Annotated in this window: 16 protein-coding genes; 4 read left to right on the plus strand and 12 right to left on the minus strand. The window is 69.5% G+C overall.

Annotated elements, in window-relative coordinates:
* Positions 1-16 precede the first annotated feature (16 nt).
* The 6 genes from recA to pgsA form a co-directional block, all read right to left on the minus strand.
* Complete coding sequence (recA, locus tag ABFT43_RS12335) at positions 17-1,060, minus strand: recombinase RecA (RefSeq protein WP_347960627.1); 1,044 nt, start codon at positions 1,058-1,060, stop codon at positions 17-19.
* Between the two features lie 224 nt (positions 1,061-1,284).
* Positions 1,285-1,479: a DUF3046 domain-containing protein gene (locus tag ABFT43_RS12340; RefSeq protein ID WP_347960628.1), complete on the minus strand. Its 195-nt coding sequence runs from the start codon at positions 1,477-1,479 to the stop codon at positions 1,285-1,287.
* On the minus strand, positions 1,470-2,675 hold the full coding sequence (locus ABFT43_RS12345) for a glycosyltransferase (protein ID WP_347960629.1): 1,206 nt from the start codon (positions 2,673-2,675) through the stop codon (positions 1,470-1,472). Before ABFT43_RS12345 ends, ABFT43_RS12340 begins: the two co-directional genes overlap by 10 nt.
* 19 nt (positions 2,676-2,694) lie before the next feature.
* Positions 2,695-3,516 carry a PspA/IM30 family protein gene (locus ABFT43_RS12350; protein WP_347960630.1) on the minus strand — a complete coding sequence of 274 codons (822 nt, stop codon included), beginning with the start codon at positions 3,514-3,516 and terminating at the stop codon, positions 2,695-2,697.
* A 150-nt stretch (positions 3,517-3,666) separates the two neighbouring features.
* Positions 3,667-4,026, minus strand: coding sequence for a helix-turn-helix domain-containing protein (locus ABFT43_RS12355; RefSeq protein WP_347960631.1), 360 nt, complete (start codon positions 4,024-4,026; stop codon positions 3,667-3,669).
* Positions 4,027-4,136: 110 nt separating this feature from the next.
* Entirely contained in the window at positions 4,137-4,904 is a 768-nt protein-coding gene (pgsA, locus tag ABFT43_RS12360; RefSeq protein WP_347960632.1) for a CDP-diacylglycerol--glycerol-3-phosphate 3-phosphatidyltransferase, read from the minus strand.
* A 149-nt stretch (positions 4,905-5,053) separates the two neighbouring features.
* On the opposite strand from pgsA, the gene ABFT43_RS12365 reads away from it, so the two are divergent.
* Both ABFT43_RS12365 and ABFT43_RS12370 read left to right on the plus strand, forming a co-directional pair.
* Positions 5,054-5,611: an amino-acid N-acetyltransferase gene (locus tag ABFT43_RS12365; RefSeq protein ID WP_347960633.1), complete on the plus strand. Its 558-nt coding sequence runs from the start codon at positions 5,054-5,056 to the stop codon at positions 5,609-5,611.
* 4 nt (positions 5,612-5,615) lie between these two features.
* Positions 5,616-5,900 (plus strand): YciI family protein, encoded by a 285-nt coding sequence (locus ABFT43_RS12370; RefSeq protein WP_347960634.1) that lies wholly within the window; start codon positions 5,616-5,618, stop codon positions 5,898-5,900.
* Here ABFT43_RS12370 and ABFT43_RS12375 read toward each other — a convergent pair.
* Both ABFT43_RS12375 and ABFT43_RS12380 read right to left on the minus strand, forming a co-directional pair.
* Positions 5,873-6,871, minus strand: coding sequence for a TerC family protein (locus ABFT43_RS12375; RefSeq protein WP_347960635.1), 999 nt, complete (start codon positions 6,869-6,871; stop codon positions 5,873-5,875). The two genes, ABFT43_RS12370 and ABFT43_RS12375, sit on opposite strands and share 28 nt — an antisense overlap.
* A gap of 219 nt (positions 6,872-7,090) precedes the next feature.
* Positions 7,091-9,751 carry an FtsK/SpoIIIE family DNA translocase gene (locus tag ABFT43_RS12380; RefSeq protein WP_347960731.1) on the minus strand — a complete coding sequence of 887 codons (2,661 nt, stop codon included), beginning with the start codon at positions 9,749-9,751 and terminating at the stop codon, positions 7,091-7,093.
* Positions 9,752-9,923: 172 nt separating this feature from the next.
* Here ABFT43_RS12380 and ABFT43_RS12385 point away from each other — a divergent pair, with 172 nt between their 5' ends.
* Complete coding sequence (locus tag ABFT43_RS12385) at positions 9,924-10,199, plus strand: hypothetical protein (RefSeq protein ID WP_347960732.1); 276 nt, start codon at positions 9,924-9,926, stop codon at positions 10,197-10,199.
* Between the two features lie 84 nt (positions 10,200-10,283).
* Here the strand turns inward: ABFT43_RS12385 and ABFT43_RS12390 are convergent, their stop codons facing one another.
* The 4 genes from ABFT43_RS12390 to thyX are packed head-to-tail and all read right to left on the minus strand — an operon-like array spanning position 10,284 to position 14,663.
* Positions 10,284-10,916 carry a TIGR03085 family metal-binding protein gene (locus ABFT43_RS12390; protein WP_347960636.1) on the minus strand — a complete coding sequence of 211 codons (633 nt, stop codon included), beginning with the start codon at positions 10,914-10,916 and terminating at the stop codon, positions 10,284-10,286.
* Positions 10,917-10,942: 26 nt separating this feature from the next.
* Complete coding sequence (locus ABFT43_RS12395) at positions 10,943-12,967, minus strand: ribonuclease J (protein ID WP_347960637.1); 2,025 nt, start codon at positions 12,965-12,967, stop codon at positions 10,943-10,945.
* Entirely contained in the window at positions 12,967-13,872 is a 906-nt protein-coding gene (gene dapA, locus ABFT43_RS12400) for a 4-hydroxy-tetrahydrodipicolinate synthase (protein WP_347960638.1), read from the minus strand. Before dapA ends, ABFT43_RS12395 begins: the two co-directional genes overlap by 1 nt.
* A gap of 38 nt (positions 13,873-13,910) precedes the next feature.
* Positions 13,911-14,663, minus strand: a complete 753-nt coding sequence (thyX, locus tag ABFT43_RS12405; protein ID WP_347960639.1) for an FAD-dependent thymidylate synthase — start codon at positions 14,661-14,663, stop codon at positions 13,911-13,913.
* 116 nt (positions 14,664-14,779) lie between these two features.
* Between thyX and ABFT43_RS12410 the strand changes: the two genes are divergently transcribed.
* On the plus strand, positions 14,780-16,423 hold the full coding sequence (locus ABFT43_RS12410; RefSeq protein WP_347960640.1) for an alkaline phosphatase D family protein: 1,644 nt from the start codon (positions 14,780-14,782) through the stop codon (positions 16,421-16,423).
* The last annotated feature ends 5 nt before the right edge of the window (positions 16,424-16,428 follow it).

Genomic DNA, 16,428 nt, shown 5'->3' on the forward strand with positions numbered 1-16,428 from the left:
CCTGGAGAACTTCTGGCTAGAACTCGACCGGCGCCGGTGCGATGTCGTCGGCGTCGACGGTCGGGCCGATGCCCAGCTTCTCCTTGATCTTCTTCTCGATCTCGTCGCGGATGTCGGTGTTCTCGATCAGGAACTTGCGGGCGTTCTCCTTGCCCTGGCCCAGCTGATCGCCCTCGTAGGTGAACCACGAACCCGACTTGCGGATGAAGCCCTCGGCGACGCCCATGTCGATCAGCGAGCCCTCCTTGGAGATGCCGTGACCGTAGAGGATGTCGAACTCGGCCTGCTTGAACGGCGGGGCGACCTTGTTCTTGACGACCTTGACGCGGGTGCGGTTGCCGACCGCCTCGGTGCCGTCCTTGAGGGTCTCGATGCGGCGGACATCCAGACGCACCGACGAATAGAACTTCAGGGCCTTGCCGCCCGTGGTGGTCTCGGGCGAGCCGAACATCACGCCGATCTTCTCGCGCAGCTGGTTGATGAAGATCGCGGTGGTCTTCGACTGGTTGAGGGCCGAGGTCATCTTACGCAGCGCCTGGCTCATCAAGCGGGCCTGCAGACCCACGTGGCTGTCGCCCATCTCGCCCTCGATCTCGGCCTTGGGCACGAGCGCGGCGACCGAGTCGACGACCAGGATGTCCAGTGCGCCCGAACGGATCAGCATGTCGGCGATCTCGAGAGCCTGCTCACCGGTGTCGGGCTGCGACACGAGGAGGGCGTCGGTGTCCACACCGAGCTTCGCGGCGTAGTCGGGATCGAGTGCGTGCTCGGCGTCGATGAACGCCGCGATGCCGCCCTGCGCCTGCGCGTTCGCGACGGCGTGCAGCGCGACGGTGGTCTTACCCGAGGACTCCGGACCGTAGATCTCCACCACGCGGCCGCGGGGCAGGCCGCCGATACCGAGGGCGACGTCGAGGGCGATGGACCCGGTCGGGATGACCTCGATCGGCTGGCGGGTCTCCTCGCCGAGCCGCATCACCGACCCCTTGCCGAAGTTCTTGTCGATCTGGGCGAGGGCCAGATCGAGGGCCTTCTCACGGTCCTGGGGCGCAGCTGCCATGGGAGTTCTCCTCGGTTGTGAGCCGGTTTTCCGGCGGGTGGTCGGTGTGGTCCGGGCGTTCATGCCTGAAAGGTATCGAGGGGGTCCGACAATCTGGTGGACCCCACCGACTTCTCCCAGACGCGCCGCCGATACTTCAGACGCAGCGGGCGACCGCGCGGTTCCGTCTGGCCTTCAGCATGAACGAACACGTGTTCGATCGCAAGCATGACACGCGCGGCGTGTCACCAGCGGCTGCGCGGCACGTCGAAGTCGCGGCAGATCGCCACCCAGACGTCGCGGGGGTCGACGCCGTCCTCGATCGCCTGGGCCCCGGTGCGGCCGCCGAACTCCATCAGAACGTGGTCGACGAGGATCGAATCCGCCTTGGCCACACCGAATTCGGTGGTCATCAGTTCGTTGAACTCGGTCAGGCGCATTGCCCCACCCTAACCCGTTCGGCCCGCACCCTCCGCGTGACCGCGACCGGGTCGACGGTGTCGACGACACTGTCGCCGATCTCCCGCGCGCGCCGTCCGATAGCCGGGTCGTCGAGCACCGCGAGTACCGCGCCGGCGACCTCGGAGACGGTGAGCGGACGCACACAGCACCCCGCTCCGGCGCGTCGGACACGGTTGGCGAGTTCCCACTGGTCGCCGCCGCCGGGGACGGCGACCACGGGTACCCCGGCGACCATCGCCTTGGCGAGGATGCCGTGCCCCGAACCGCAGACCAGCACGTCGGCACCGGCCAGGATCCCGTCCTGGCGACCGAGGCCCGCAACGATCCGGTCGTCGGCGCCGAACCGCGCCAGGTCCTCGTCGGACGGGCGATGGAGACCCGACACGACGACCCGGACGCGCCGCCCGAGCACGGGTTCCGACAGCGCCTCGAGGGCCACGGCGACCATGTCCGAGGCCCCGGTCCGGGCGGTCGAGGGGGCGAGCACGACGAGCGGGTCGTCACCGGGTGGCTCGGTGAAGCGGTCGTCGGTGGGTTCCCAGATCAGCGGGCCGACGAGGTGGGCGTCGGCGGGCCAGTCCGGCCGCGGCACCTCGAGACCGGGCAGCGTGGCGACGAGCCGCGCGTCGGGGCCCGGGTCGTCGGCGGGCAGCCCGACGGTCGTGCGGGCGAGGGCACGCTGCCGCTCCCCCTTGCGGATGGAGGTGGCGGTCGCCGCGCGCATCGCGGCGTCCCGCAACCGGCCGCGCAGCCCGATGCCGGGCGCGAGACCCGAGCCCACCGGCGGCAACCCCTTCGACGGGAGGTAGAGCGGATGCGGGGAGAGTTCGAGCCACGGCAGGCCGCACAGCTCGGCGGCCCATCCCCCGCAGACGGTGATGACATCGGAGACGACCACATCGACGCCGGCGTCGGCGAGCACGGGCGCCAACAGTTGCGCCATGCGCGCGGCACGGGCGCTCAACTTGTCACCGGCGTCGGTGTCGTCGTCGGACTCGGTGGCCGCCAGGCCCGGGAGTTCGGCGAGGTCGATGCCCCGGTGCCGGACGGCGTCGGACCAGTTCAGCCCGGTGTAGACGGTGGCCCGCTCGCCGGCGGCCATCAGCCGCTCGGCGAGGGCGAATGCCGGGAACGCGTGACCGGCGTCGGAACCCGCGACGAGTGCTACATGCACTCTGATCGGATCTCGGAGATCAGTTCTGCGCAGGCGGCTCGGTGGTCGGCGGGGTCGCCTGGGTGGCCGGCTCGCCCTTCTGCAGCGGCGGTGTGGTGGCGCCCGCCGACGACGGCAGCTCGCCGCGCATGCTGGCGCGGATCTGCTCGAGACGCGAGTGGCCGGCCATCTGGACGCTGGCCTGCTCCACCTCGGCCATGCGGCCCTGGACGGAGTTGCGGGCCAGCTCGGCCGAGCCGAGCGCATTGGCGTAGCGGCGCTCGATCTTCTCGCGCACCTGCTCGAGGCTCGGGGTGTTGCCGGGCACGGCCAGCTCGCTCATCTGGTTGAGCGATGCGCTGACCTGCTCCTGCATCTTGGCCTGCTCGAGCTGGCTGAGCAGCTTGGACCGCTCGGCGAGCTTCTGCTGCAGGATCATCGCGTTGCGCTCGACGGCCTTCTTGGCCTGCTCGGCGGCCTGGAGCGACTGGTCGTGAAGGGTCTTGAGGTCCTCGACGCTCTGCTCGGCGGTCACCAGCTGCGCGGCGAACGCCTCTGCGGCATTGGTGTACTCGGTGGCCTTCTGGGTGTCACCGGCGGCCGCGGCCTGGTCGGCGAGGGTCAGTGCCTGGCGGGTGTTGGCCTGCAGGCGCTCGACCTCCTCGAGCTGCCGGTTGAGCTTCATCTCGAGCTGGCGCTGGTTGCCGATGACCGACGCCGCCTGCTGCGACAGCGCCTGGTGCTGGCGCTGGGCCTCCTCGATCGCCTGCTGGATCTGGATCTTCGGGTCCGCGTGCTCGTCGATCTTCGCGTTGCCGAGGGCCTTCAGATAGTTCCACAACTTCACGAACGGGTTCGCCATGGCTCTAGGTCACTCCATTCAGGGGTAGGCGAGAAAACACAGGGATACGAGAGAACTCCTTCGACCAATCTATCGGGTGAGGGTTCCCTGTAGGGCGACTCGCGCGCCGTCGGTCATTCAGACGGGGTCGACCATCAGGCCGGGATCCCATCAGGCGGCGGCGAGTGCGGTCGTCTCGCGATGACCCGAAGGAGCCGGGATGACGACCTTGGTTGCGCTCAGGCCCGCGTCGGCGTCGGACGTCGCACCGACCGGCTCGGCGGGACGCATGGTCTCGTCCGGACGCATCGCGTTGCCGACGTCGAGCAACAGATCCGCGATCTCGACGTCGAGTGCGTCGCAGATCGCGGCGAGCAGCTCGCTCGACGCCTCCTTCTGACCTCGTTCGACCTCGGAGAGGTACCCGAGGCTGACCCGGGCCCCGGTGGACACCTCGCGCAGGGTGCGGCCCTGCTGCGTGCGGACCCGACGCAGGCTCTCGCCGAGCGCCTCACGTAAGAGCATCGCCATCGAGTCTCCTCTCCCAGTACTGGCCGACCGGCGAAACGTTCGCTGTCACTCGAACGCCTCGCGCGGCCGGATCGTTCCCGCGCCGCGGTTGTCTGCGACAGTAGTCGAACTCAGCGGCCCGTGCCCGCTCCCCCGGCGCCCCGTCCCGAAGGTGTCGTGTCCTGTTCGCTCACGGCGGATCCGCCGGCCTCGGATCCGTTCGCGCGGGTGTCCGAGGCGCCCGCGTCGGCGCGGACCCGTACGGCCTGCCAGGTGTAGTCGAGACCGGTGTAGACGGTGACGATCAGCGCGAGGCCCATGACGACGCCGGCGGCGATCTCCCAGCCCGGGCCGAACGGCAGCAGGTACATCCCGATGGACAGCGACTGCAACAGCGTCTTGAGCTTTCCGCCGCGGCTGGCGGGGATCACCTTGTGGCGCAGCACCCAGAAACGCAGGGCGGTGACCCACAGTTCCCGAGCGATGATCACCGCGGTCACCCACCACGGCAGGATGTCGAGGACCGACAGCCCCACGAGCGCACCGCCGATGAGGGCCTTGTCGGCGATCGGGTCGGCCATCTTCCCGAAGTCGGTGATGAGTCCGCGTGCGCGCGCGAGATGCCCGTCGTAGCGGTCGGTGAGTGCGGCGATCGCGAACACCGCGGTCGCGATCGAACGCCACAGCGTGGACTCGCCGCCGTCGACGAACAGCGCGACCAGGAACACCGGAACCAGGACGATCCGAAAGACGGTCAGCACGTTGGCGATGTTGAGCACCGGCACCGGGTCGACCGGGTCGGTGATGTGGTCGGGCCCGCGGCCGACGTTCGCGATGCCCTTCTCGTCGACGGGCCGACGGATGTTCTCGTCGACGGCGCGACGGATGCGATCGGTCATGAGCACACCCCCGGGCGCGGACGGGTTCCGCGGTACACGGGAATTCTCATACGCACGATCAACAGGGTATCGGCCCGTACCGCGGACGAGGTCAACCGGGCCGACACGCGTGCGACGCGGGCACATCCACAGGACTAAGGTGAGTTCCCATGTCAGTGGAACCAAGCGCCTCGGAACCCACCGCCTCAGAGGTCGTGGTCCGACGCGCCCGGACCTCCGACGTACCGCGCATCAAGGAACTGATCGACCAGTACGCCGGCAAGATCCTGCTGGAGAAGAACCTCGTCACACTGTACGAGTCGGTGCAGGAGTTCTGGGTCGCCGACCTCGACGGGCTGGTCGTGGGATGTGGTGCACTGCACGTCCTCTGGGCCGATCTCGGCGAGGTCCGCACCGTCGCGGTCGACCCCGCGTTCGCCGGCCGCGGCATCGGGCACAAGATCGTCGGCCGACTGATGGACATGGCCCGCGAGCTCGAACTCGCCCGGGTTTTCGTGCTCACCTTCGAGACGAAGTTCTTCGCCCGGCACGGCTTCCGGGAGATCCAGGGCACCCCGGTCACCCGCGAGGTGTACGAGGAGATGTGCCGCTCGTACGACACGGGCGTCGCGGAGTTCCTGGACCTCAGCTACGTCAAACCCAACACGCTCGGCAACACGCGCATGTTGGCCCACCTCGATCAGCAGGCCCTCGACCAGCAGGAGTGAACCGATGCCCTTCTTCGCCGTCCAGTACACCTACCACCCCGCCAAGGCCGCGCTGCGTGACGAGCACCGCCCGGCCCACCGGCAGTGGCTCGGCGAGGAGTTCGAGGCGGGCAACGTGCTCGTCGCCGGCCCGTACCCGGATGGCACGGGCGCACTGATCATCATCAGGGCGGCCGACCTCGGCGCGGCGGAGGCGTTCCTCGCCAACGACCCGTTCCAGGCCCACCAGGCGGTCGATGCCGTCGAGATCGACGAGTGGACTCAGGTCTTCGGCCCGTTCCCGGAGTGAGCCGGCCGGCGCGACCGGATGAGGCTCGCGACCGTCGTGACCACCAGCACGCCGACGACCACCGACAGTGACACCGGCGTGGAGATCTCCGGCACGGCCACGTGCTCGCCGCCGTTGACGAACGGCAGCGTGTTCTCGTGCAGCGCGTGGAGCACCAGCTTGGCGCCGATGAACGCGAGTACGACCGACAGCCCGATCGACAGATAGACGAGCCGGTCGAGCAGCCCGCCGAGCAGGAAGTACAACTGCCGCAGGCCCATCAGTGCGAAGGCGTTGGCGGTGAACACCAGGTAGGGCTCGGAGGTCAGACCGTAGATGGCCGGGATCGAGTCGAGGGCGAACAACACGTCGGTGAAGCCGATGACGATCAGCACCGTCAACATCGGCGTCGCCAGACGGCGTCCGTCGATCCGGGTGACCAGCCGGTCGCCGTCGTAGGAGTCGTGAGTGCGCAGGTGCTCTCGCACGAACCGCTCGAGGCGGCTCTCCCGCTGCACCTCGTGCTCGACCGGGTCGTCGCTCTCCCGGATCAGCTTGACCGCGGTGGCGATCAGGAACGCGCCGAACAGGTAGAACACCCAGCTGTGGGCGTTGATCGCGGCCGCGCCGACCGCGATGAACACGCCCCGAATGCCGAGCGCCATCACGATGCCGAGCAGCAGCACCTTCTGCTGGTACTCGGGCGGCACCGCGAACCGCGCGATGATGATGACGAAGACGAACAGGTTGTCGACCGACAGCGCCTTCTCGGTGACGTAGCCGGCGAGATACTCACCGCCGGAGGTCGCGCCCCACTGCCACCAGACGAAGGCGCCGAACGCGACGGCGAGGGCGATGTAGACCGCGGACCAGGTGGCCGATTCCCTCAGGCTCGGGGCGTGCGGGGTGCGGACATGGGCGACGAAGTCGAACAGGAACAGTCCGCCGATCACCGCGACGGTGATCAGCCAGACGGACAGGGAGACATCCATTTATCCTCCACCGGGCAGCGTGAGCTGTCGAGCCAGAGGTCTCTCCCACCGTGACTACCGACATGCCGGAACCCGATACATCGGGCCCCGGGCCGTCGGAACCGGTGGCCGGCGCTCCGGGTGCCGGGCGATGATGACGGCATCACCGCGGATCGGCACCGTACTGACGGAACACGCCGCGTGGGGATACTCCCCTCATGGATCTGTGGCCAGGCTACCTCACATGTCCGACGACGCGTCGGAGTCGTCATCGCCGCTCCCGCCACCGGTGATCGAGGCGATGACACCGGGCAGGTCCTCGGGCTTGACGAGCACCTCGCGGGCCTTGGAGCCCTCGCTCGGTCCGACGACGCCGCGGGTCTCCATCAGATCCATCAGGCGGCCCGCCTTGGCGAAGCCGACGCGCAGCTTGCGCTGCAGCATCGACGTCGACCCGAACTGGCTTGACACGACGAGCTCGATGGCCTGCAGCAGGTCGTCGAGGTCGTTGCCGATGTCGCTGTCGATCTCCTTCTTGTCGCCGGCCTTCGCGGTGGTGACACCCTCCGTGTACTCCGGTTCGGCCTGTTCCTTGGTGAACTCGACGACCGCCTGGATCTCCTCGTCGGTGATGTAGGCGCCCTGCATGCGGATGGGCTTGTTCGCACCCATCGGCAGGAACAGGCCGTCACCCATGCCGATGAGCTTCTCGGCGCCCGGCTGGTCGAGGATGACGCGCGAGTCGGTCAGCGACGAGGTGGCGAACGCCAATCGCGACGGCACGTTGGTCTTGATCAGACCGGTGACCACGTCCACCGACGGACGCTGCGTCGCGAGCACCAGGTGGATGCCGGCGGCGCGCGCCTTCTGCGTGATGCGCACGATCGCCTCCTCGACGTCGCGCGGCGCCGTCATCATCAGGTCGGCGAGCTCGTCGACGATCGCGAGGATGTACGGGTACGGCTTGTAGACGCGCTCGCTGCCGAGCGGGGTGGTGATCTCGCCGGAGCGGACCTTCGCGTTGAAGTCGTCGATGTGGCGCACCCGCGAGGCCTTCATGTCCTGGTAGCGCTGCTCCATCTCCTCCACCAGCCAGGCGAGGGCCGCGGCGGCCTTCTTCGGCTGGGTGATGATGGGCGTGATCAGGTGCGGAATGCCCTCGTACGGCGTGAGTTCGACCATCTTGGGGTCGATGAGGATCATCCGGACCTGCTCCGGGGTGGCGCGGGTCAGCAGCGACACCAGCATCGAGTTGACGAAACTCGACTTGCCGGAGCCGGTCGAGCCGGCGACCAGCAGGTGCGGCATCTTCGCCAGGTTGGCGCTGACGAAGTCGCCCTCGATGTCCTTGCCCAGGCCGATGACGAGCGGGTGCTTGTCCTTGCGGGTCGACGGTGCGTTGAGCACGTCGGCCAGCCGCACCATCTCGCGGTCGGCGTTGGGCACCTCGATACCGACCGCGGACTTGCCGGGGATCGGCGCGAGCAGACGCACGTTGTCGGTGGCGGCCGCGTAGGCGATGTTGCGCTGCAGCGCGGTGATCTTCTCGACCTTCACGCCCGGGCCGAGCTCGACCTCGTAGCGCGTGACGGTCGGGCCGCGGGTGTAGCCGGTGACCGCGGCGTCGATCTTGAACTGCTCGAGCACACCGGTCATCCGCTCGATCATCTCGTCGTTGGCGCTGGTGCCGGCCTTGGGCGGATCGCCCTCGAGCAGCAGGTGCTGCGGCGGCAGGATGTAGTCGCCGTCGCTCGTCGCCTCCGCCGGCGCGAAGGTTTCGTCGTCGGCCGCCGGCGCGAAGGTTTCGTCGTCGGCCGCCGGCTCGGGAGCGGGCTTCGACGTGCGCGCCGGCCGCGGGCTCGCCGCGCGGCGCGCGGAGGTGGCCGGCGTGGCCCGCGCCGCCGCCGAACCGATGACCTCCGTGACGTTCTCGTCCGGGGCGTTGTCGCCGAACGGTTCGGTGAACGCGTCGGCGAGGTTCTCCGTCGGGGCCTCGGCGACCGGTACGTCGGCGATCTTGGCCGGTCGTCGGGTGCGACCCGAGGCGCGCGGCGACGGGGTCTCGTCGGGCGGGTAGTTGTCGTACGGATTCGACGAGTACGGGCGACGCGTCATCCGCGACGAGAACGATCCAGCGGCGAGCGCGGTGTCGTCGGCGCCGTCGTCGTCGGCCGGGTCCCCGAAGTCGGGGTCCTCGTAGTTCTCGGCGTCGGCGTCCCAGTCGAGGTCGTCGTCCCACGGCTCCTCGTCCCCGGCCCCCGGAAGTCCGAGCCATCCGGCGGCGGCGTCGACGACCTCGCGCACGGTCCGGCCGCTGAGGATCAGCACGCCGAACGCCATGCACAGCAACAGGATCGGCACCGACACCCAGGCGGTGACACCCGCGGTGAGCGGAGTGCCGATGGCAAAACCGACGAAGCCGGCGGCCGAGGAACGGCCGGGCAGGTCGATCGGGGCGCCCGCGATGAGGTGCATGATGCCCAGCAGTGGCAGCACGACCAGCAGGCCGCCGCCGAGATAGCGACCGCGGCGTTCCGGGTTCGGCGGGCGGCGCATGAGCACGATCGCCAGGACCACGAGAGCCACCGGGACGATGACCGCGGCCGATCCGATGATCGCGCGGATCAGCGCCTCGATGAACGCGCCGACCGGGCCGGCGGCGCCGAACCAGACGCTCGCGGCGACGAGCAGACCGAACGCGAGCAGGCCGAGCGCGGCCCCATCGCGACGGTGGCTGTGACCCGCGACGCGAGGCCGGGCACCACGACCGCTGTCGTCGTCGAAGTCGTCGAAGTCGAGATCGTCGTCGGCGTCGACGGGTTCCGGATCGAAATCGTCGTAGTCGTCGTCGAAGTCGTCACGCTGTTCGGTGCGCGGCCCCTTGCCGACGCCGGACCCCACCCGGGCGGCGGACCCGACGCCGCGGGCGAACAACGAGAAGCCGGCGCCGATCCCCTTCCCCACCGCCGACGCCCCGGCGGCGGCGAGAGAACGGCGGTGCAGGTCGACCGACTCGGCCGGTGCGGACTTGCCCCGACGCGGCGACGCGGTCGCCGAACGACGGCCCTTGGCGGTGGACCTGACGCCCGACTTCGTGCCGCCCGACTTCGTGCTGCGCGACTTCGTGCTGCGCGACTGGGCGCCGCGGGACTTCGCGGCGGCGCCGGCGGTGGTGCGACCCGAGCGCGCGGAACCGCCGCGGCTTGCCGTGCTCTTCGCGCCGCTCGTGGTGGACCGCGTCGAGGTCCTGGAGGATGACGAGGTCTTGGAGGATGACGTCCTCGACGAACTCCTGGACGCGGACGTGCGCGTACCCGTGCTTGCCTTCGAAGCCATACCGACAGACTAGTCGGGACCGTTCACTTCAGTCACATGGGCAACACTGATAACGAGAGCGTGTCGAAGTTGTGACCCTTCGGCGTAGCGACACGCACTACAGGCCGTGAGAACTCTCACGGACGGCGGTGACCGCGGCGTCCGAACCGCCGAACGTGACCGCGACCGGGCTCCGCCCGAATGCGAACAGCATCAGCTCACCCACCGGCCCGGTCGCCACCACGTCGTCGCCGGAGCCGACGGTCACGAGGTCCTCACCGCCGGGGGTGCGCAGGGTGACCCGCGCGGGGACGTGTCTCAGCGTCATCCTCGCCATCGACTTCACGGGCGCGCGCAGTTCGGCCTCCAGCGACGCCGGCAGCGGCCGTGGCGTCCAGTCGGCGTCGGGATCGGCGCCGCCGCGCAGCACATCCTCGTGATGCACGAACATCTCGGCGAGGTTCGCGAACCGGTCGACGAGGCGGAACGGGGAGTACAGCGGCGGCCCGGCGGCGAGTTCGCCGAGGAGTTCGTCGTACTCACGGCGTGCCGTCTTCACCCGCACCTTCTCGGTGTATCCGGCGAACGCCGGGATGAGGATGCCCGGCCCGGTGTCGGGGCGTCGTTCACGGACGACGAGATGGGCCAGCAGATCGCGGGTGGTCCAGCCCTCACAGAGTGTCGGGGCGTCGGGCCCGACCCTTTTCAGCGTCTCGACGATCCCCGCCCGTTCTTCCTGTGCACCGGTCACAGGGACCACGGTACCGATCGTTGGGGTCAGTCGGCTCCCACCGCGAGCACGGTCGGCACGATCATCGGGCGGCGCCGGTAGGTGTCGGACACCCAGCGCCCGACGGCCCGGCGGATTCCCTGCGCGATACGGTGCGTGTCGGAGACCCCTTCGGCGGCCAGCGCGTCGAGGACCTGGTTGACCAGGTCGGCCGCCTCCTTGAGCGCCTCCGGGTCGTCGGAGAAACCGCGTCCCGACACCTCGGGGGCGCTGACCGCGCGTCCGGTGACGGCGTCGACGGCGACGGTGATCGCGATGAAGCCGCCCTCGCCGAGGACGAGGCGCTCGGACAGGGTCGACTCGCCGACATCGCCGACCGACAGGCCGTCGACATAGACGTGGCCGACCGGCACCCGGCCGACGATCTCGGCGCGACCGTCCACGAGGTCGACGACCACACCGTCCTCGGCGAGCACGACGCGGTCCTCGGCGACGCCGGTCGCGACCGCGAGCGCGGCGTTGGCGCGCAGGTGCCGCCACTCGCCGTGCACCGGCATGACGTTCGAGGGCCGCACCGCGTTGTACAGGTACAACAGCTCGCCGGCCGAGGCGTGACCGGACACGTGCACCTTGGCCGACTGCTGGGTGATGACGGTGGCGCCGCGCTTGGCGAGCCCGTTGACCACCGCGAAGACCGAGTTCTCGTTGCCCGGGATCAGCGACGACGCCAGCACGACGAGGTCATCGGCGCGGATGTTGATCTGCCGGTGCTCACCGCGCGCCATCCGCGACAGCGCCGACAGCGGCTCACCCTGCGAGCCGGTCGAGATCAACACGATCCGGTGATCGGGAAGCGTTGCGGCGGTGTCGATGTCGACGACGACCCCGTCGGGCACCGAGAGGTAGCCGAGGTCCTGCGCGATCTGCATGTTGCGCACCATCGACCGGCCGACGAAGCAGACGCGCCGGTTGTGTGCATGCGCGACGTCGATGATCTGCTGGATGCGGTGCACGTGGCTGGCGAACGAGGCCACGATGACGCGCTGCCGCGCCTTGCCGATGACCTGGTCGAGCACGCCGCCGATCTCGCGTTCGGGCGTGACGAAGCCGGGCACCTCGGCGTTGGTCGAGTCGACGAGGAACAGGTCGACGCCCTCGTCGCCGAGACGGCTGAAGCCGGCGAGGTCGGTGAGCCGGCCATCGAGCGGCAGCTGGTCCAGCTTGATGTCGCCGGTGTGCAGCACGACGCCCGCCGGCGTGCGGATCGCGACCGCGATGGCGTCGGGGATGGAGTGGTTGACCGCGAAGTACTCGCACTCGAACGGGCCGTGGCTGGTCTGCTCCCCCTCGCGGACCTCGACGAGCTTGGGCCGCAGGCGGTGTTCGCGGCACTTCGCCTCGACGAGCGCGAGGGTGAACTTCGATCCGACGACCGGGATGTCGGAGCGCAGCCGCAGCAGGAACGGGATCGCGCCGATGTGGTCCTCGTGCCCGTGGGTGAGGATCACCGCGTCGACGTCGTCCATGCGGTCCTCGATGTAGCGGAAGTCCGGCAGGATCAGGTCGACGCCGGGCTGTGCGTCCTCGGGGAACAGCACGCCGCAGTCGACGATGAGCAGCCGGCCGCCGTACTCGAAAACGGTCATGTTGCGGCCGATCTCACCGATGCCGCCGAGTGCGACGATGCGCAGGCCGCCCTTGGGCAGCTTGCGCGGGGTGCCCAGGCGGTCGACCGGTGCCGGCGTGGCCTGCTCCTGCCGACCGCGGTCGCCGCCGCGTTCCTGCCGTCCACGGTCCCCGCTGCGCTCCCCGCCGCGTTCGTGGCGTCCGCGCCGGCCGCCGCCGGAACCCGACCCGGAGGACTGCTGTCTGCTGTGCTTCGGCGGCGCCTCGGCGGGCTGCCGAGCCGTCTTGCCGCGGGTGGAGGCCTCCGGCGCGGTCGTGGCCGGTACGGAGTCCACCGGGACCGCCTCCACCGGCGGCGGGCTGGGCGGCCCGGCCTTACGGGACGCAGCGCGTCGTCGCGTACGCCGTACCACGGGGCCCTGGTTGCCGCCGGTGCTGTCAGTCATCAGGCGAGAACACCTGCCGCACGTAGATCCACGATGAGCTCCTCGATCTGGGGACCAGTTGCCGGAACCTGCGGCAGCCGCGGATCGCCGACCTCGAGGCCGAGGATGCGCAGTGCCGCCTTCACCATGGTGACACCTCCGAGCCGTCCCATGGCGTTGACGAGCGGAAGCATCGAGATGTTGAGCTTGCGCGCGGTTGCGAGATCACCCTTCTCCACGGCGATCTGCATCTCGCGCAGACGGTCGGGCACGAGGTGTCCGATGACGCTGACGTAGCCCGTCGCGCCGATCGACAGCCACGGCAGGTTGAGCGCGTCCTCACCCGACAGGTACTCGAGCTCGGTGGTCGCGATCAGGCCCGCGGCCGAGTGCAGGTCGCCCTTGGCGTCCTTGACCCCGCGGATGTTCGGATGCTCGGCGAGGGCGAGCATGGTCTCGTTGGCGATGGGCACCACCGAGCGCGGCGGGATGTCGTAGACGAGGACCGGCAGCGAGGTGGCGTCGGCGACGGCGCGGAAGTGCGCGAGGATGCCGGACTGCGGCGGCTTCGAGTAGTACGGGGTCACGACGAGCAGGCCGTGCGCACCGACCTTCTCGGCCTCGATCGCGAACCGCACGCTCTCGGCGGTGTCATAGCTGCCGGCGCCCTGGGTGATGCGGGCGCGGTCGCCGACGGCGTCCAGGACCACTCGCAGCAGGTCGAGCTTCTCGGGGACGGTGGTCGTCGGGGACTCGCCGGTGGTACCGGAGACGACAAGGCCGTCGCAGCCCTTCGACACGAGATGGTCGGCCAGGACCGCGGCCTTGTCCAGATCGAGGCTTCCGTCCGGACGGAAGGGGGTCACCATCGCCACCACGTTCGTCCCGAAGGGATGCTCGTGCAGCGGTTCCTGGACTGCGTTCATGGTGCTAAAGGCTACCGCCTCGTTCACGGTGACGGTCCTCACCCTTCCAGTACAAACGGGGAGGTCGCGACCTCGGTTCCGTCGGCGAGCGTGCCGATCTCGAAATCGCCGAAAACGGTCGGCGCGACCTGCATCAATTGGCGCAGGCACTCGACCGCGAGCTGGCGGATCTCGACGTCGGCGTGTTCGGTGGCGCGCATGCCGATGAAGTGCCGCCATGCGCGGTAGTTGCCGGTGACGACGATCTTGGTCTCGGTGGCGTTCGGCAGCACCGACCGCGCCGCCTGTCGAGCCTGCTTGCGACGCAGGATCGCGTTGGGCACGTCGGCGAACTTCGCCTCGAGCGCGGCGAGCAGTTCGGTGTAGGCCTCGCGGCTGGCGTCGGTGGCCTTGGTGAACAGGTCGGTCAGCTCGTCGTCGCCGACGATGGCCGGCGGCGGGACGACGTTGGAGTCGTGCTCGGGCACGAACCGCTGCGACAGCTGCGAATACGAGAAGTGCCGGTGCCGGATGAGCTCGTGGGTGCAGGAGCGGGAGATGCCGCTGATGTAGAAGGTGACCGTCGCGTGTTCGAGCAGCGACAGGTGACCCACCTCCAGGATGTGCCGCAGGTACCCGGCGTTGGTCGCGGTGCGCGGGTTGGGCTTGTCCCAGCTCTGGTAGCAGGCACGGCCCGCGAACTCGACGAGCGCTTCGCCGCCCTCGGCGTCGGTGCTCCAGGGCACGTCGGCGGGCGGGGTGAACTGGGTCATGGCGACCATCTGCACCTTCAGCGGCACCAATTCGGACACGCAGTCCCCTCCATTTCCGTTCCGGACCATCCGGTGATTCCCCGATTCTCCCCCACCGCCCGATTCGGCCCGGATTCGCCCTGAACTCGCGCGTCGACTCCGGGTAAGGTCCCACTGTGTCCACTCGACGGACTTTCCTGCGGACCTCGGCCGTGGTCGCCGGAGCCGCCCTCGCGGCGCCGGCCGTGGCGGCGCACGCCGCTCCCCCGTCCGCGCAGGTCTTCGCCCACGGCGTCGCGTCGGGTGATCCGCTCCCCGACGCCGTCATCCTCTGGACCCGCGTCAGCCAGACCCCTGCATCGACCCCGGGTTCCGGTGTGGGACAGCCGTGTTCGGTGCGCTGGGAACTCGCGCACGATCCCGGGTTCGCGAACCTCGCCGGGTCCGGGATCGTGCGGGCGTCGGCCGATGAGGACTTCACGGTCAAGGTCGACGCGAAGGGACTTTCCCCGCGCACGCGCTACCACTACCGGTTCACGGTGACGTCGGGCCCGGCGGCGGGCGCGACATCCCCGGTCGGGACGACGCGCACCGCGCCGGCGACGTCCGCCGAGGTGGCGCGGGTCCGCTTCGGCGTGGTGTCGTGCGCCAACTGGGAGGCGGGCTACTTCGCTGCATATCGGCACCTGAACGCGCAACCGCATCTCGATGCCGTCGTCCATCTCGGCGACTACTACTACGAGTATCCGACCGGCCGGTACACCGGGAAGACCGGCGCGGTCCGCATCCACGCACCCCGCCACGAGACGCGGACACTGCGCGACTACCGGATCCGACACGGGCAGTACAAGACCGATCCGGACCTCGCCGCGCTGCACCGGTCGGCGCCGTTCGTCTGCATCTGGGACGACCACGAGACGTCGAACGACGCCTGGCGCGACGGCGCCGAGAACCACTCGCCGTCCGAGGGGGCGTGGACGGCCCGACGTTCCGCCGCGTTGCGCGCCTACTCCGAGTGGATGCCGATCCGCCCGGGCGTCGGCCCGAACGGACGACATCTGTACCGACGCTTACGATTCGGCAACCTGCTCGAGCTGTCGATGCTGGACCTCCGTTCGTACCGCGACCAGCAGGTGAGCGCGGTCTCGGCGCGGGTCGACGACCCGGCGCGCACGATGTTGGGGCGGGCCCAGATGTCGTGGCTGACCAATGGACTCACCTCGGCGCAAACGCGGTGGAAGATCGTCGGCAACCCGGTGATGATCACGCCGGTGCTGCTACCGCCGCTCGACAGGAAGACGACCGCCGCGGTCACCGAGTTGCTCGGCATCCCCGAGGAGGGCGTGCCGTACAACGCCGACCAGTGGGACGGCTACGCCGCCGACCGGCGGCGGTTGCTGGACGCGATCCGCCGCAACCACGTCGACAACGTCGTGTTCATCACCGGCGACATCCACTCGTCCTGGGCGTGTGACATCCCGGTCGACGTCGCGGACTATCCCGGCGCCGGCACCGTGGCTACCGAACTGGTCGGCACCTCGGTGACCTCGACCAACGTCGACGAGATGTTCAACGTGCCGCCCGACACCGCGGGACCGGCGGTGGCCGGCGCGTTCATGGCCGCCAACCATCACATCCGCTACTGCGACCTCGACGCACACGGCTACGCGGTGCTGACCGTGACGCCGGCCGCGACGCAGATGGACTGGTTCTTCCTCCACGACAAGACCGACCCGCGGTCGGGCCAGTACCACGCCCGATCCTTTCGCGTGCTCAGCGGCACGCAACGGGTGCAGCCGGTGGACAGGCCCGCGGTCTAGGGCGG

This window comes from Gordonia aurantiaca (assembly GCF_039939235.1).
Classification (GTDB): Bacteria; Actinomycetota; Actinomycetes; order Mycobacteriales; family Mycobacteriaceae; genus Gordonia.

Coding starts and splice junctions, on each gene's coding strand:
- recA (WP_347960627.1), bottom strand. CDS start 1,060: ATGGCAGCTGCGCCCCAGGACCGTGAGAAGGCCCTCGATCTGGCCCTC.
- ABFT43_RS12340 (WP_347960628.1), bottom strand. CDS start 1,479: ATGCGCCTGACCGAGTTCAACGAACTGATGACCACCGAATTCGGTGTG.
- ABFT43_RS12350 (WP_347960630.1), bottom strand. CDS start 3,516: ATGGCGAACCCGTTCGTGAAGTTGTGGAACTATCTGAAGGCCCTCGGC.
- ABFT43_RS12355 (WP_347960631.1), bottom strand. CDS start 4,026: ATGGCGATGCTCTTACGTGAGGCGCTCGGCGAGAGCCTGCGTCGGGTC.
- pgsA (WP_347960632.1), bottom strand. CDS start 4,904: ATGACCGATCGCATCCGTCGCGCCGTCGACGAGAACATCCGTCGGCCC.
- ABFT43_RS12365 (WP_347960633.1), top strand. CDS start 5,054: ATGTCAGTGGAACCAAGCGCCTCGGAACCCACCGCCTCAGAGGTCGTG.
- ABFT43_RS12370 (WP_347960634.1), top strand. CDS start 5,616: ATGCCCTTCTTCGCCGTCCAGTACACCTACCACCCCGCCAAGGCCGCG.
- ABFT43_RS12375 (WP_347960635.1), bottom strand. CDS start 6,871: ATGGATGTCTCCCTGTCCGTCTGGCTGATCACCGTCGCGGTGATCGGC.
- ABFT43_RS12395 (WP_347960637.1), bottom strand. CDS start 12,967: ATGACTGACAGCACCGGCGGCAACCAGGGCCCCGTGGTACGGCGTACG.
- dapA (WP_347960638.1), bottom strand. CDS start 13,872: ATGAACGCAGTCCAGGAACCGCTGCACGAGCATCCCTTCGGGACGAAC.